Source organism: Mesorhizobium sp. B2-2-4 (assembly GCF_006442375.1).
Taxonomy (GTDB): Bacteria; Pseudomonadota; Alphaproteobacteria; order Rhizobiales; family Rhizobiaceae; genus Mesorhizobium.
This window is the reverse complement of sequence record NZ_VFWB01000013.1, coordinates 59626-74658: the sequence shown is the minus strand read 5'-3', so window position 1 is coordinate 74658 and position 15033 is coordinate 59626. Positions and strand designations below refer to the sequence as shown.

Annotated in this window: 14 protein-coding genes; 9 read left to right on the top strand and 5 right to left on the bottom strand. The window is 62.7% G+C overall.

Annotated elements, in window-relative coordinates:
• Positions 1–8: 8 nt before the first annotated feature.
• The 4 genes from FJ959_RS27010 (at position 9) to FJ959_RS26995 (ending at position 3418) form a co-directional block, all read left to right on the top strand.
• On the top strand, positions 9–1844 hold the full coding sequence (locus tag FJ959_RS27010) for a branched-chain amino acid ABC transporter ATP-binding protein/permease (RefSeq protein ID WP_140561320.1): 1836 nt from the start codon (positions 9–11) through the stop codon (positions 1842–1844).
• Positions 1841–2539 carry an ABC transporter ATP-binding protein gene (locus FJ959_RS27005; RefSeq protein ID WP_140561318.1) on the top strand — a complete coding sequence of 233 codons (699 nt, stop codon included), beginning with the start codon at positions 1841–1843 and terminating at the stop codon, positions 2537–2539. Before FJ959_RS27010 ends, FJ959_RS27005 begins: the two co-directional genes overlap by 4 nt.
• 83 nt (positions 2540–2622) lie before the next feature.
• Entirely contained in the window at positions 2623–2901 is a 279-nt protein-coding gene (locus FJ959_RS27000) for a hypothetical protein (RefSeq protein WP_140525297.1), read from the top strand.
• Between the two features lie 64 nt (positions 2902–2965).
• Positions 2966–3418 (top strand): VOC family protein, encoded by a 453-nt coding sequence (locus FJ959_RS26995; RefSeq protein WP_140498475.1) that lies wholly within the window; start codon positions 2966–2968, stop codon positions 3416–3418.
• A 201-nt stretch (positions 3419–3619) separates the two neighbouring features.
• On the opposite strand, the gene FJ959_RS26990 is transcribed toward FJ959_RS26995, so the two are convergent.
• Positions 3620–4861 carry an ROK family transcriptional regulator gene (locus FJ959_RS26990; RefSeq protein WP_181165372.1) on the bottom strand — a complete coding sequence of 414 codons (1242 nt, stop codon included), beginning with the start codon at positions 4859–4861 and terminating at the stop codon, positions 3620–3622.
• A gap of 93 nt (positions 4862–4954) precedes the next feature.
• Between FJ959_RS26990 and FJ959_RS26985 the strand changes: the two genes are divergently transcribed.
• The 5 genes from FJ959_RS26985 (at position 4955) to FJ959_RS26965 (ending at position 10665) form a co-directional block, all read left to right on the top strand.
• Positions 4955–6025 (top strand): N-acetylglucosamine-6-phosphate deacetylase, encoded by a 1071-nt coding sequence (locus FJ959_RS26985; RefSeq protein WP_246679013.1) that lies wholly within the window; start codon positions 4955–4957, stop codon positions 6023–6025.
• Between the two features lie 17 nt (positions 6026–6042).
• A complete protein-coding gene (locus tag FJ959_RS26980) occupies positions 6043–7215 on the top strand; it encodes an extracellular solute-binding protein (protein ID WP_246676608.1) in 1173 nt (390 codons plus the stop codon).
• Positions 7216–7437: 222 nt separating this feature from the next.
• Positions 7438–8622, top strand: coding sequence for an extracellular solute-binding protein (locus FJ959_RS26975; RefSeq protein ID WP_140633057.1), 1185 nt, complete (start codon positions 7438–7440; stop codon positions 8620–8622).
• Positions 8623–8629: 7 nt separating this feature from the next.
• Positions 8630–9652, top strand: coding sequence for a Gfo/Idh/MocA family oxidoreductase (locus FJ959_RS26970; RefSeq protein ID WP_140633054.1), 1023 nt, complete (start codon positions 8630–8632; stop codon positions 9650–9652).
• Positions 9649–10665, top strand: coding sequence for a Gfo/Idh/MocA family oxidoreductase (locus FJ959_RS26965; RefSeq protein ID WP_140633051.1), 1017 nt, complete (start codon positions 9649–9651; stop codon positions 10663–10665). Before FJ959_RS26970 ends, FJ959_RS26965 begins: the two co-directional genes overlap by 4 nt.
• An 88-nt stretch (positions 10666–10753) precedes the next feature.
• Here the strand turns inward: FJ959_RS26965 and FJ959_RS26960 are convergent, their stop codons facing one another.
• From FJ959_RS26960 to FJ959_RS26945, 4 genes are all read right to left on the bottom strand, one after another.
• On the bottom strand, positions 10754–11599 hold the full coding sequence (locus tag FJ959_RS26960) for an ABC transporter permease subunit (RefSeq protein ID WP_140513473.1): 846 nt from the start codon (positions 11597–11599) through the stop codon (positions 10754–10756).
• A gap of 1 nt (position 11600) precedes the next feature.
• Positions 11601–12497: a sugar ABC transporter permease gene (locus tag FJ959_RS26955; RefSeq protein ID WP_140498467.1), complete on the bottom strand. Its 897-nt coding sequence runs from the start codon at positions 12495–12497 to the stop codon at positions 11601–11603.
• An 8-nt stretch (positions 12498–12505) separates the two neighbouring features.
• Positions 12506–13573 (bottom strand): ABC transporter ATP-binding protein, encoded by a 1068-nt coding sequence (locus tag FJ959_RS26950; protein WP_140498466.1) that lies wholly within the window; start codon positions 13571–13573, stop codon positions 12506–12508.
• Between the two features lie 77 nt (positions 13574–13650).
• A complete protein-coding gene (locus FJ959_RS26945) occupies positions 13651–14826 on the bottom strand; it encodes an extracellular solute-binding protein (protein ID WP_140498552.1) in 1176 nt (391 codons plus the stop codon).
• Positions 14827–15033: the final 207 nt, after the last annotated feature.

Below are 15033 nucleotides of genomic sequence, written 5' to 3'. Positions count from 1 at the left end.
CGGTCGCCATGAACATCAAACATCCCTTCCTTGTCGAGCTTCTGACGGCGCTGGCGCTCGTCCTGGCGCCGTTCGTGCTGCCCCATCTCGGCTTTTCGCCCAGCACGATCAATCGTATCCTTATATGGGGCCTGTTCGGGATCGGCTTCGACATCCTGTTCGGCTACACGGGATTGCTGTCGTTCGGCCAGTCGGCCTTCTACGGTACTGGCGGGATGTTCGCCGCCTATCTCCTGACTGAAACCGGCTTCTCCTATGTCATGGCTGCCATCGTCATGGGCGCCGTCGTGTCGGGTGTCGTCGGCTATGTGATCGGCCTGATCGCCCTGAGACGCACCGGCATCTATTTCGCCATGATCACGGTGGCCATCGCCGAAGTCTTCTTCTTTGTCGAGTTCAATCCGCTCTCGGCATTCACAGGCGGCGAGAACGGCTTGCCTGGCGTGCCAACCCCGGTCGTCAACCTCGGCTTCACGGTACTCGAATTCAACACCGACTGGACGATGTATACCTTCCTGGCGTTCTGGTATTTCGTGGGCATTGTCGTCGCACTTCGCATCGTACGCTCGCCGGTTGGCGCGATCCTTTCGGCGATCCGTGACAATCCGCTCCGCGCCGCGGCGCTCGGCCACGACATACACGGCTACAAGCTCACGGCCTTCGTGGTTGCGGCGATCTATGCCGGCTTTGCCGGCGGCCTGTTGGGCGTCATGCAGGGCTTCATGCCGCCGGACGCTTTCATGTTCGACACGTCTGGCCAGGTCGTGATGCAGACGGCGATCGGCGGTGCCGGCACACTGTTCGGGCCGCTGGTGGGCGCGACGGTGTGGCTCTATCTGAGCGACTTTTTCCAGAACACATTGCATCTCGGCGCCACATGGAAGTTGGTGCTCGGCATCGTTTTCGTGCTGCTGGTCTGCTTCCTGCGGCGCGGCATCGTCGGTGCGATCGTCGATCTCTATGGGTTGACCGGCGGCCGCAAGCGCATCGAACGGGCCAATCCCGCGGTCGAGAGTGCGCCGCACGTCGTGACCGTCGTCGAACCGATGCCGGCGCGCCGGCATGGCACTGCGCCAGCATCCGGACCGATCCTGCAGGTGCAGGGCCTAACCAAACGCTATGGCGGTATCACAGCCAACAGCGACATCGACTTCAGCGTCGACCATGGGGAGATAAGGGGCATCATTGGACCCAACGGCGCGGGCAAGACGACGTTCTTCAAGATGCTCACCTGCGAGATCGCGCCGACCTCCGGCCGCATCATACTGGCCGGCCGCGACATTACGGGCATGGGTGTGTCCGAGGTGTGCCAGCTCGGGCTCACCAAGAGCTACCAGATCAACCAGCTGTTCGACCGCCTGACGGTGCGGCGGAACCTGATGATTGCCGCGCTGGGCGAGGCGCGTGGAAAGTTCCGGCTTGACCTGTTCAAGAGTATCCACAGCGTTCCCGGTCTCAATGAGCAGGTCGAGCGAACGGCGGCGCTGGTGAACCTTACGGCGCGGCTCGATCGGCCCGTTTCGGAACTGGCCTATGGCGAGAAGCGGCGGCTGGAAATCGGCCTTGCGCTGGCGACGTCGCCGAGCCTGCTCCTGCTTGACGAGCCGCTTGCCGGCATGAGCCCGCGCGAGCGCGTCGAGACCGTGGCGCTGCTCAAGTCAATCGCGCGTGGACGCACGATGATCATCATCGACCACGACATGGATTCGCTCTTCGAGCTGGTCGAGAAAGTGACCGTCCTGCAGGAGGGCAGGGTACTGGTCGAAGGCATGCCCGCTGAGATCAAGACCAACGCAAAGGTGCAGGAAGCCTACCTCGGCGGAGTACATGGAGAGGTGGCATGAGCCTGCTCGAAGTCAGGGCGTTGAACAGCTATTATGGCGACAGTCACATTCTGTTCGACGTCTCATTGAGGGTCGAGAAAAACGAGGTCGTGGCGCTGCTCGGGCGCAACGGCGCGGGCAAGTCGACGACGCTGAAGAGCCTGATGGGCGTGGTGACGCCACGAGCCGGCTCGGTTGAGCTCGACGGGGTTGAGCTGGTTGGCAGGAAGGCGCACAGCATCGCTCGGGAAGGCATGCAGCTCGTGCACGAAAATCGGCGCATCTTCGGCAGCCTGAGCGTCGAGGAAAACATCATTCTGGCCGGATTGACCGCCGACGGCCGCTGGCCGCTGGAACGCATCTACACGATGTTCCCACGGCTGAAGGAACGGCGCACCAGCCGTGGCACGGATCTCTCGGGTGGCGAACAGCAGATGCTGGCCATAGCCCGTGCATTGGTGCGCAACCCGAAGATCCTTCTGCTTGATGAGCCCTTCGAAGGACTTGCTCCAGTCATTGTGCACGATCTGGTGCGCGCCTGCCGCGAACTGGCCCAGGCAGGGCAGACAATCGTGCTGGTGGAACAGAACATCGCCGCGACGCTGGCGCTCGCGAGCCGCGTTTATATCATCAATAACGGCCATATCGCCCACGAGGGCCCGGCCGCCGAGCTCAAGACACAGCCGGGGCTGCTGCAGCATCATCTCGGCGTCTAGGGGCGAGCAGCCGCGGACGGCGTTCGACTTCCGACCGCCTTCGGCCATCCGTGCTTCATGCCGGCGACTATCCAGGCCATCGCTTGCAGGACCGTATCGCCTTCTGGCGCCAGCCGCTGATCGCCGGAAATATCAGGACAGTCTCCAGGTTGGAGTCGGCCTGGATTTTTGCCGACCTGCCGTGTTGGAAAAGAGAGGCACCGTTCGATTTTCGAGGAATTTCAAGTCGAGCCGGCGCCGGCTTCGGCGGCAATCGAGCAGATGATCGCGTGGAACCCGGAACGGATCGTGTCGACGCACGGTTGATGGTCTCCGGCGGTGCGGTGGGCGAACTGAGGCGAGCCTTCCGCCGGGTCTTGTAAAGAGTGTTTCGCCGGCTTGTGCACCGCAAACGAGCGCTCTGATATTTGGCGCGAGGACACCGAGATGACTGAACGACCGGAGAGATATCGAAATGCGATTGTCCCTCATATCTACGTCGACGGGGCGTCGGATGGGATCGCGTTCTACGAGCGGGCATTCGGAGCGATGGAATTGTTCCGAATTGCCCACCCAGGCGGCAAAATCATGCACGCCGAGATTTTGATCTGCGGAGCCGTGATCATGATCGGGGATCCGGACGAGAGACTATACGGCGAGCCGCGGACACTTGGTCGCTGCACAGCTGGCCTTCACATCTTCACTGATGATAACGCGACCTTGCTGCGGCGCGCGGTCAAGGCTGGCGCGGAAGAGATTCAGCCACCCACGAATATGTTCTATGGCGCCAGTTCCGCCACCGTGCGCGATCCCTTCGGCCACGTCTGGGTGCTCCTGTCGTGGAGGGAGGACCTCGATCCGGCAGAGATGGAACGGCGCGGGAATGCGCTCCTGGCCTAAAGAAGAAAACGCTGGCGACATGCTAAATGCGGCTGTTCGCTGTGCGGCTCGCTAGTGAGAACCGGCTCGAAAACCTCCGCGAGGCAGTGAGCTTCGCCCGAGCGGCGTCGCAGCATTCTCCACAGGACGTGAGAGGTGTGGGGCATCGAGATTGCTCCCGGATCTCTGAACCCGCAGCGTCAATCATTCAGATGCTTCGCGTCAGGGCATCGGCCTTTGCCGCTTTCCATTCCGCCGGCTCCGCCCTGCGCCATTCGGTTTCCCCTGCGGCGTGCCGAGCAGCACGCAAACGGCGATTTCATGAAGCGGTTGCGCGGCGCCTTGGACGACGTAGTCCAGGCTGGAGCGATCGGAGATCAGGGTCGGCAGGCGCAAGGTGCCGATCAATCCTTCCGCCTCGAAGCGGGAGCGTAGAAGTTCGTAGAGTCCGGCATTGCAGGTAAACGGGCCGGTGATGAACACCTTCTCGGGGAAAAGCAGCCTGCAGGCGTTCCCCAGCGCGCGCGCCATAAGATCGACGGCGACCCGGATTTCGGGAATATCCGTCAGCTCCATCGTCTCGATTTGGCTGGAGAGGAGTTCCTCCTCCCCTGAAGCCCACGGATATATCTCCCGTATGACCGGCAACAGGGCTGACAGCGAAGCTGCTGTTTCGAGACAGCCCCGGTTGCCGCATCCGCAGGGGCGATCCTTGAGCACGTTGAAACGCCAATGGCCGATTTCGCCGAAGGGGCCGCCCTGGCGCATCGGCGCATCGTCGCTGCCGCGATAGGCCAGGCCGATGCCCCAACCCCAATGAAGAATGAAGGCGCCTTCCAGCCTTTCCATGCCCGGCACGGCGTATCGGGCGCTCAATTCGACATCCAGTTGGCGAAACAGGAACACGCGCGGCGTGATGCCATCGAGCGCCTTGCCGACGTCGAAATCGCGAACGTTCGGCCATCGCGAGGTCAATATCCACGTCCGGGTCTTCACGTCCACGATGCCGGAAACGGCAACGGACGTTCCGACATGACGCATGCCAGACGGGCAGCTGCCGAGCAGACCGGCGACAAGGTCACGCATCGTCGCGGTCATGCGGGCCGAATCGGCGTCGGACGGAACATGGGCGGTTTGCCGGGCGAGGACACTTCCGCGGAAATCGACAAGGACGCCAACCAGTTCCTGGCTGGAAACAAGAAGGACGGTCGCGCCCGCGCAACCGGGGTTCAAAACGATTTGCGCCGGTGGGCGGCCACGGCCGCTCACCTGGCCGACGCTTTGCTCGATGATGCCCCTGCCGACGAGGTCGGCGATGGCGCGCGAGATCGCCATCGAGGTCATGTCCAACTCGGCGGCAAGTGCGGCGCGGGATTTGCCGCCGCCTTCGTGCAGGCTGGCGATGACGCGTGCGCAGTCGCGTTGGCGGGCGTCCTCGAAATCCGCGGTGTAGAGCGTCAACATGCCCGGATTCTTTTCCTTTCGCATTTCTGGATAACATTATTCAAAAATGGCTTGCAAGCGGTATCAAGCCGTGTACTCTCCGCGTAAGGAATCTTGGCGATCGGCCGCAACATGATTACTCCCGGTCTGGTCGACATGCAGGTCAATGGCTTCGCCGGCGTCGATTTCAACTCGGGGACCCTGACGGCGGCAGAACTCGACGAAGCGCTGGAGGCCCTCCTGGCGTGCGGCGTGACAGCGTGCCTGCCGACGATCATCACGGCAAGGCCGGACGAATTGTCGGCGCGGTTCAGCGCTCTCGACAAGGCTGTCTCCGAAAGCCGCCTCGGTCCCCTCATGTGCCCCGGCTATCATCTGGAAGGTCCGTTCCTCAATCCCGCCCCGGGTTATTCCGGATGCCATCCCGCCTCGGCGATGACCGCTGCGGATCCTGCGCTCATTGAGCGTCTGCAGTCGCTGCTCAAGCGCCCGATCCTTTTGACGACGCTGGCTCCCGAAGTGGAAGGTGGCATTGCTTTCATACGGGCCATGAACCGGCACAACATTCTTGTTTCGATCGGCCACTCGGCTTGCGGTTTTGAGCTCGTGGCGCAGGCCGCGGCGGCTGGCGCTGTCCTTTCCACCCATCTCGGCAACGGGCTGCCGCAAACCTTGCCGAAACTGGACAATACCCTGTTTGCCCAACTGGCCGAAGACCGTCTCGCCGCGACATTCATCGCCGACGGGATTCACGTTCCGCCAGGCGCGTTGAAATCGCTGGTCCGGGCAAAAGGGCTGGACCGGTCGGTCCTGGTTACCGATGCCGTTTCGGCGGCCGGTGCGCCGCACGGGTCTTACGAATTTGCCGGAATGCGGGTCGAGAGCCGCGCCGATGGCTCGGTCCGCGTTCTTGGCGGCATCGGGCTCGCCGGGTCGGCGCTGCGACTGGACGACGCCGTGCGCAACCTGGTGCGCTGGGGCATCGCCGGTTTCGCACAGGCTGTCGATATGGCCTCGGCAAATGTGATGGCGCTGCTGCAGCCGGTGCTGGACGCGCATGGCCTTCGCGTGCCCGCCAGCGAGATCGAGTGGGCGCCCGACATGACCATCACCCATGCGCGCGTCGGAGAAGAAGAACGCGAATACGACCGGCAAACGACAAAATGGGAAGGAAGACAACCGTGACTGCTCGTGAACTCAAGGTGAATCGCCGCACCATCCTTGGCGGCATTGGCGGTACATTCCTCGCCGGCACGACGCGGGCCTGGGCGCAATCACCCAAATTGCCGGCATCGCCGGTCGTCATTTCGGTGATGGACGTGGGCGGCGCGCTGGCGCTTTCGCAGCCGGCCTTCGAAAACTACGCCAAGAAATATCCCGAGCGCACCGAACGGATCGTCTTCACCAAGGCGCCGGTGACCGAGCTTGCCGGAAAGCTGCGCGCGCAGCAAGAAGCCAACCGCGTCGATATCGACATGGTGCTGACCGGGTCCGACGGTCTGGCGGCAGGCCTAGCCAACGGCACGTGGATCAAGATTCTGCCGGATTTCAACGACAAGTTCCCCAAAATCGAGGACAATTACGAACCCGCCGCACTGGCCCTGCACAAGAAGCAGGGCGCGGGATATGGCGTTGTCGTCAACTACTATCCTTCCGGCCCGCTGATCGAATACGCGCCTGAGCGGGTGAAGGAGGTTCCCGGCTCGGTCGAGGAGCTGCTAGCCTGGGCCAAGGCCAATCCGGGCCGCTTCATGTATGCGCGGCCCACCAATTCCGGCCCTGGCCGTACATTCATGATGGGTCTCCCCTACCTGCTCGGCGACAAGGATCCGCAGGATCCCGTCGACGGCTGGGAGAAGACCTGGGCCTATCTGGCAGAGATCGGCCAGTATATCGACTATTATCCCGCAGGCACCGGCGTCACCATGAAGGAGTTCGGGGAAGGCAGCCGCGACATCATCATTTCGACCACGGGATGGGACATCAATCCGCGCGCCCTCGGCATCGTGCCGGAATCGGCAAGGATCGGCACGCTCAAGGGCTTCCATTGGGTTTCGGACGCCTTTTTCATGTGCGTTCCGAAAGGCATTTCCGACGACAAGCTCGCCGTGGTGCTTGATCTGATGGCATTTTTGCTTACGCCCGAAGCGCAGGCTTATTCCTACGATGAGGGCTATCTCTACCCCGGCCCGGCGGTGAAGAACGTGCCTGTCTCCATGGCGCCGCAGCACAGCCAGGACATCGTCAAACGTTTCGGCAGGGACGAGTATGCCAGCCTCATCGCCGATAACCCGATCGAACTGCCGCTGCCGCCGGAAAAGATGATCGCCGCCTTCCGAAAGTGGGACGAATTGGTCGGCGCAAAGAAATCCTGATGCTTCGCCAAAGGCCGGCCGCGTCGAGGGGCTGGCACTAGGATAGTGCAGCATGCCAGGCACCGGCCTGACGCGGCCTGTCCGCGACGGGACCTTCAGCGCAGCGGGGCGTCATTTGTGTTGCATTCGATACTGATAGACTAATATATCATTCGTCTGGGAGAGCCGGGATGAAAGCGCGGAGATACCGCTCTTTCAAGAAAATAAATGAGGAGGACGACAATGTTCACGATTTCACGCCGCCAGGCGCTCGGCGCATTGGCGGGGTTTGCAGCGCTGCCCTTTGGCAGGTCATTCGCCGACGAGCTTGCCCTGCCCACTTCGCCGGTGGCGCTCAACATCATTGACGTCGCGGGCAATCTGCAGCTTACCCAGGCGGCAATCGAGAAATTCGGTAAGGAAAATCCGGGGCTCGTCTCCAAGATCACGTTCTCGCGCGCGCCGTCCCCCGAACTGCCGGCCAAGCTCGCCGCGCAGCAGGCGGCCAACCGGGTCGACATCGACCTGGTGCTGACGGGTCCGGGTGCCATGTCGGACGGCATCACCCAGGGCCTGTGGATCGACGTGTGGACGAAATACCCCACTGTGCTGCCCAAGGCTGAGGACGTCTATCTCGACAGCGCCTTGATGATGCAGAAGAACTTCGGCCAGAACGAAGGCGTCGCCGTCGTCTATTCGCCGTCGGGCCCACTCTTCGAATATGCGCCGGACAGGGTCAAGACCATCCCCAGGAACACCGACGAACTGCTGGCGTGGGTGAAGGCCAATCCCGGCAAATTCTGTTATGCGCGGCCGGTCAATTCGGGACCGGGCTGGACCTTCCTGATGGCCATGCCCTACATCCTCGGCGACAAGAATCCTTCCGATCCCATCAATGGCTGGGAGAAGACCTGGGCCTATCTGAAGGCGCTGGATGAAGGCATCGATTACTATCCCTCCGGCACCACGGTGACGATGAAGGAGCTGGCCGAGGGCACCCGCGACATGATCGTTTCCACCTTCGGCTGGGACATCAACCCGCGTGTGTTGGGCATCGTGCCGAAGGAGATCGAGACGTTTGCGCTCGAAGGCACGCATTGGGTGCCCGATACGCAGTTCATGTGCATTCCCAAGGGCGTCGCGGAGGAAAAGGTCGCGGTTCTGGTCAAGCTCATGGCCTTCATGCTCGAACCCGCGCAGCAGGCCTATACCTACGACAAGGGCTATTTCTATCCCGGTCCGGCGGTCAAGGGGGTACCACTCAGCGCCGCGCCGCAGGAAAGCCAGGACGCCATCACAGAGTTCGGCCGCCCACAATATGAAGAGCTGATCAGGAAGTTCCCGGTCGAAGCGCCGTTAAAGCCGGAAGCACTGGTCGCCGCCTTCGAGAAATGGGACCGCGAGGTCGGTGCCAACAAGATGAAATAGCGGACCAATGCGATTTGCCGTGATCGGCATCGATCATCGTCACGTCTATGACCTGATCGGTGGGCTTCTGGATGCCGGCGCCGAGTGCGCCGGCTACGATCCCGCGACGACCGATCCCAAGGTTGCCGCCGGCATCGCCGAGCGTTTTCCACGGATCGCGCCGGTCGAACGACGGCGCCTGATCGAGGATCCCGCCATCGACCTCGTCGTTACCGCGGCTGTCCCCTCCGACCGGGCCGCCATTGCCGTCGAGGCCATGTGGCATGGCAAGGACGTGCTTGCGGACAAGCCCGGCCTGACCACGTTCGAGCAGCTTGCCGCCGTGCGGCAGACCGTGCGTGAGACGGGACGCATCTTTTCGATCTGCTTTTCGGAGCGCCTCCTGACCCGAGCCTCGACGCTGGCGACGCAACTGGCGATGGACGGCGCCATCGGCGAGGTCATCCATGTGACGGGCCTGGGGCCGCACCGGCTCAACCGTGCGCTACGCCCGGCGTGGTTTTTCGATCCCGTGAATTACGGCGGCATCCTGGTCGATATCGCCTCGCACCAAATTGATCAGTTCCTGTTCTATACTGGCTGCGCCGACGCGAATGTCGTTTCAAGTGCGGTCGGCCATTTTGGCGCTCCTGACATTCCGGCATTCCAGGATTTCGGCGACATCCTCCTGCGGGGAGACAAAGCGAGCGGCTATATCCGCGTCGACTGGTTCACCGCCGATGGGCTGCCGACCTGGGGGGATGGACGGCTCATCCTGCTCGGCACCAAGGGCACGATCGAACTTAGGAAATATGTCGACATAGCCGGCAAACCTGGCACGGACCACGTATTCCTCGTCGATGGCCAGGGCACGCGCCATTTCGATGCGTCGGGCGAAAAGATATCCTATTTCGAGCGCCTGCTTGCCGACATGCGCGAGCGTACCGAAACGGCGATGACGCAGGAGCATGTCTTCACGGTCTGCCGGCTGGCGCTCGAGGCGCAGGCGGCGGCGGTCGTCGTGACGGGGCAGGAAAGGAACGCGCGATGAGCAGGCTACGTGTCGCCATGATCGGCTTGGGTCCGGCGGCGTTGCCGCATGCGAAGAGCCTCGTCGATCTTGCCGGCAGGATCGAGGTGAAATGGGCGGCCAGCCGCAGCCAGGCGACGGCAGAAGCCTTTGCCGACCAGTTTTCCTTTCCCGTGACGACCGATATTGCGGCCGCGATTGCCGATCCCGAGGTTCAGGCGGTAATGGTGCTGACGCCGGCCAACGCGCATCTGGCGGTGGCCGAGCTGGCCCTTGCCGCCGGCAAGCACGTGCTCGTCGAAAAGCCACTCGAAACGACGCTGGCCCGCGCCGAGAAGCTGGTCACGCTGGCCCGCGGGGCCGGCCTGCGCCTCGGCGTCGTCCTGCAGCACCGTTTCCGGCCGGCCAGCCTGCGGCTGCGCCAGGTGCTGGCTTCCGGCGCCATCGGCACGGTGGAGGCGGCCAGCCTTCGGGTTCCGTGGTGGCGGCCGCAGGCCTACTACGATACCGGCGGCCGCGGCAGCTTCGCGCGGGACGGGGGCGGCGTGCTGTTGTCGCAGGCCATCCACGCCATCGACCTTTTCCGCTCTCTGCTGGGAGAGATCGAGGTGGTGGCTTCGCAGGTGCGGACGACCGGCCTGCACCGGATGGAGGCTGAGGATTACGTCACCGCCCTGATGCGGCTCGGCAACGGCTCGCCGGCCTCGCTGCTCGCCACGACGGCGGCCTATCCGGGCTCGCCTGAAACCATGGAGCTTGTCGGCTCGCTCGGCACGGCCACGCTGACCGGCGGTGCGCTGAGCGTCGGCTGGCTCGACGGGCGCGAAGAGCGCGTCGAGGCGGAGGGGAAGACAGGCAGCGGCGCAGCCATCATGGACTTCCCCCATGACGCGCATCGTGCGCTGATTGACGATTTCGCCGATGCGATTTCGCAAGACCGCGATCCGGTCGTGACGGGTGAGGAGGCGCTCCAGACACAGCGCTTGATCGCAGCTCTCATCCGTGCGGATCCGGCCAGCAACCAACTCGTATAAGAGCGCTTCCTTCGAACCTCGAACGCTCCAGGATTCCTGGAGAGAGTGGCTTTCCGCCGCCATCATGCGGCGGAAAGAAAAGCCTGTTTCAGGCGGAGGCGGGCTGCTGCTTTGCCCGCGCTACAATCTGCGTCGGATTGACGAAGCGCAATGCGATCAGCAGCCAGACCAGCGTCGTTATCATATACACCACCGCCATCGCGTCGATCGACTGCACCGCGCGAACGCCCGAGGCGAAGACCGAATAGTACAGCGCCACGACGAGCGTCTGGCTGGTCGGCCCGGCTGTCAGGAAGGTCAGTTCGAACATGCCGATGGTACGCACCAGCACCAGCAGCAGCGCCGCCAAGATGCCCGGCATCAGCATCGGCAGCAGAACATGGAGAAAGAGCTGGAACGTGTTGGCGCCGAAGACACGCGCGGCCGCCTCGATCTTGGGATCGATCTGCTCGATGAAGGGGATCATCACCAGGATGACGAAAGGAACCGTCGGCACGAGATTGGCCAGCACCACGCCCCAGAAGGTGCCACCGACCCCCGATTGGTAGAGCACGGTAGCCAGCGGAATGCCGAAGGTGATCGGCGGGACCAGAAGCGGCAGCAGGAACAGAAGCATGATCAGCTTCTTGCCGGGAAAATCGCGCCGCGCCAGCGCATAGGCCGCCGTCACGCCGAGCAGGCCTGAAAGCGCGACCACGGTGAAGGCGATCTGGAAGGTTACGATCAGGATATCGTGGAGCTGGAACTCCGCCCAGGCGGCGAAATACCAGCGGGTGGTGAAGCCGGCAGGAATCCATGTGCCCAGCCAGCGTGTGCCGAAGGACGACAGGATGACCGTGGCAATCATCGCCGCGAGGTTGAGTACGAAGAAACCCACCACCACCCAGATGGCGGTGATCCAGAGCTTGGCGGCGATGGTTGTGTCGCGGATCATGTCAGCCCTTTCCGCCTGCGGTGCTGCCCCGATAGAACAGGTTGCGCAGCATCAGGATGGCGACGACGATGACCAACTGCACACCGGCCATGATCATCGCGATTGCCGAGGCCATCGAGTAGTCATATTGCTCGAAGGCGGCCTGGTAGGCCGCAATCGAGATGACCCGGGTCGGCCCGGCCGGCGCACCGAGCAGAACCGCCGACGGAAAGACGGCAAAGGCCTGGACGAATGAAAGCAGGAAGGCGATGGCCAGGCCGGGGATCAGCAGCGGCAGGAACACATAGCGGAACCGCTGCCAGGAGCGCGCGCCGTGGGTCGCCGCTGCCTGTTCCAGTGCCGGATCGATGCCTGTCACATAGGAGAGCGTCAAAAGGAACGTGAACGGGAAACCGGTGATGATCAGCGACGCGAAAACACCCCAGTAATTGTTGGTGAGTTTCACGGGACTGCTGATGATGCCGAACAACATCAGCGTGCGGCTGAACCAGCCCTGCGGTCCCAGATAGTTGAGCAGGCCTTCCGCCACCAGCACCGTGCCGAGCGTTACCGGCAGCACGAGGATGGTGGTCAGCATACGCTGGTGCGTCATCAGGCGAACGCGAAAGGCGATGGGCAGCGCCAGCGCCAGGCTGATAACGGTGACCGGCACCGCCAGCCACAGCGTTGTGGCAATGGTGTTGTAAAGGAACGGGTCGGAGAAGAAACGCTGGTAGTTGGCGAGGAGCCCCCCTTCCTTCGGCTGGAAGGACAGGAGCAGGCCGTAGACAAAGGGATAGACGAAGATCGCCAGCGTAAACAAGGCGGCCGGAAGCACCAGAAGGGTGACGCCGTCGATCCCGTGCAAGGCCAGCCGCTGGCGCAGGGAAGGAGAGGGCGTATGATCGAGCGTCGACATCGCCGTCCTCAGGCCGCGTAGATCAGGGCGTGGGCAGAATCGATCGAGAGCGAAACCGTGTTCCCGACCGACGCGGCCTGGCTGGCATGGAAGATCAGCTCGAGGCCGCCCTCGGTGCGTGCCGTGCCGACGAATTCCCGGCCGCGATACTCGATGGTTTCGACCTTCGCATCAAGCGTCCCGATGCCCTTGTCGCTCACGGTGACATCGTCCGGCCTGGCGGCGATCACGGCTTGCGCGCCAACCGCGAGATCGTCGCGCAGCCTGCCCGAAAGGCTGACGCCGCCGACTTCGACCATGGCAATGTCGCCGTCGCGCCGGGTGACCTTGCCGGTTAGCCGGTTGCGGTAACCCATGAATTCGGCGACGTCGAGATGGTCCGGGCTCTCATAGAGGTCCCGCGGAGCGCCGACCTGCCGGATTCGGCCATCGCGCAGCACGACTATGCGGTCGGCAAGCGACAAGGCCTCGTCCTGGTCATGCGTCACATAAAGGGTGGTGGCCCCGAGCTGGTTGTGGATGCGCCGGATTTCCGCACGCATCTCGATGCGCAATTTCGCGTCGAGGTTGGAGAGCGGCTCGTCCATCAGCACCAGCGGCGGCTCGATGACGATGGCGCGGGCGATGGCCACCCGCTGCTGCTGACCGCCTGACAGTTGACCCGGCAGCTTGTGGCCCTGCGTTTCCAGCCGCACCAGCCCCAGCGCCTCGTCGACGCGTTGCGTGATCTCGGCCTTGGGCGTGCCGCGCATCTTCAGGCCGAAGCCGATGTTGGCTTTGACGGTCATATGCGGGAACAGCGCATAGTTCTGGAAGACCATGCCGAAGCCGCGGTCTTCCGGCTTAAGCTGGTCGATGCGCTTGTCGTCGAGATAGATGCTGCCGCCCGTGGTGGAAAGCAGTCCGGCGATGCAGTTCAGTGCGGTCGACTTGCCGCAGCCCGAAGGTCCGAGCAGGGCGATGAATTCCCCCTTGCGCACGGTCAGCGAAACGTCACTCAGCGCGCTCATACTGCCGAATTTTCGACTCATATGATCGAGGCGGAGTTCGTCGAATTTCGACGAGGCGAGCAGCATCCGTTCGTAGCCCCATTGTTGTAGGCGAACCGGGCGGCATGCCCGGTTCCTATTATGCGCTGACAATCAAAGGTTTGTCATTTCGCGGTGGCGGCGACCTGTTCGTCCCAGATTCGGAATGCCGTGACCATCGAAGCTGGCTCCAGCGGCAGTTCGATCGGGTTGTTGGCGATCAGGTCGGCATATTCGGTGCGGCCGAATTCGGCGATCGCATCCTGGCTTTCCTGCGGCGCCATGTCGAGGGTGACATCCTTAACCGCCGGGCCCGGATAGAAATAGCCCTCGTCATAGGTATAGGCCTGCTGCTTAGGCGTCAGCAGGAATGCCATCAGGTCCTTGAGCACGGCCAGTTTTTCGTCGCTGACCCCTTTCGGCACGCACATGTAATGGGCGTCGGCGACCCAATGGAAGCCTTTCAGCGCCCCAACCTTGGCTTCCTTCGGCACGACGCCGAGAACGCGCGGGTTGATGTCCCAGCCAGTCGTCGACACCGTCATGTCGCGCGTGCCTTCGCCGAGTTCCTTCATCAGCGCACCGGTGCCGGTCGGATAATATTCGATGTATTTGTGCAGTTCCTTAAGATAGGCCCAGGTCTTGTCCCAGCCCTTGACCGGATCCTTCGGATCGCTGTCGCCGAGCAGATAGGGAAGACCCATCAGGAAGGTGCGGCCGGGGCCGGAATTGGCCGGGCGCGCATAGAGGAACCGGTTCGGATTTTCCTTGGCCCAGGCCAGAAGCTCCTCCGCCGTGGTCGGCGCCGTCTTGACCTTGTCGGGCATGTATTCGAGCAGCGGCCCGGACGGGTAGTAGGTGACGACGACGCCGTGGTCCTTGGCCAGCGTCTGCATGCGCGCTGCCGGCTCCTGATAGATATCGGCCAGCTTCGGCAAGGCGCCCGAATCGTCAGGAAGCAGCTTGACCCACAGGTCCATCTCGAGGCCTGCCGACAGCGCATCCGTTCCGGTAAGCACGAGGTCGATATCGACGCGGTTCGCCGCCTGCTGCGCCTTGATCTTGCCGGGAAGCTCGGGGGCGGGCGCCTTGGTGAAGACGATGTTCGAGATCAGTTCCGGCTTGGCCGTCTTGTAATTCTCGATCGCCTTCTGGGTTAGCGCCAGATTGCCGGCGACATCGACGATATTGATGGTGACGGGCGCGGTCGGCAGCTTGGCGGTCTGGGCAAACGCGCGCGCAACCGGAAGCGCCGCCATGCCGGCTAATCCGCCGACTGCCTGTCGCCGAGTGATCTTGATCATCTTCATCTCCTCCGCTGGTCCTGTCTTGTCCGGCAGGATTTCAATTTTGATATATTAATCTACCAGTCATCAAAAACAACCGCTTTCTGCTCCGTGCATGAACCGCTGCGCCAATCATGCCACGGTGGCTGCGGCGCCGTCGTTCAAAAGATCGGTCAATACGGTTCCCAGGCTTGCGAAATGGGCTCGGCCGGGAGATCGGTG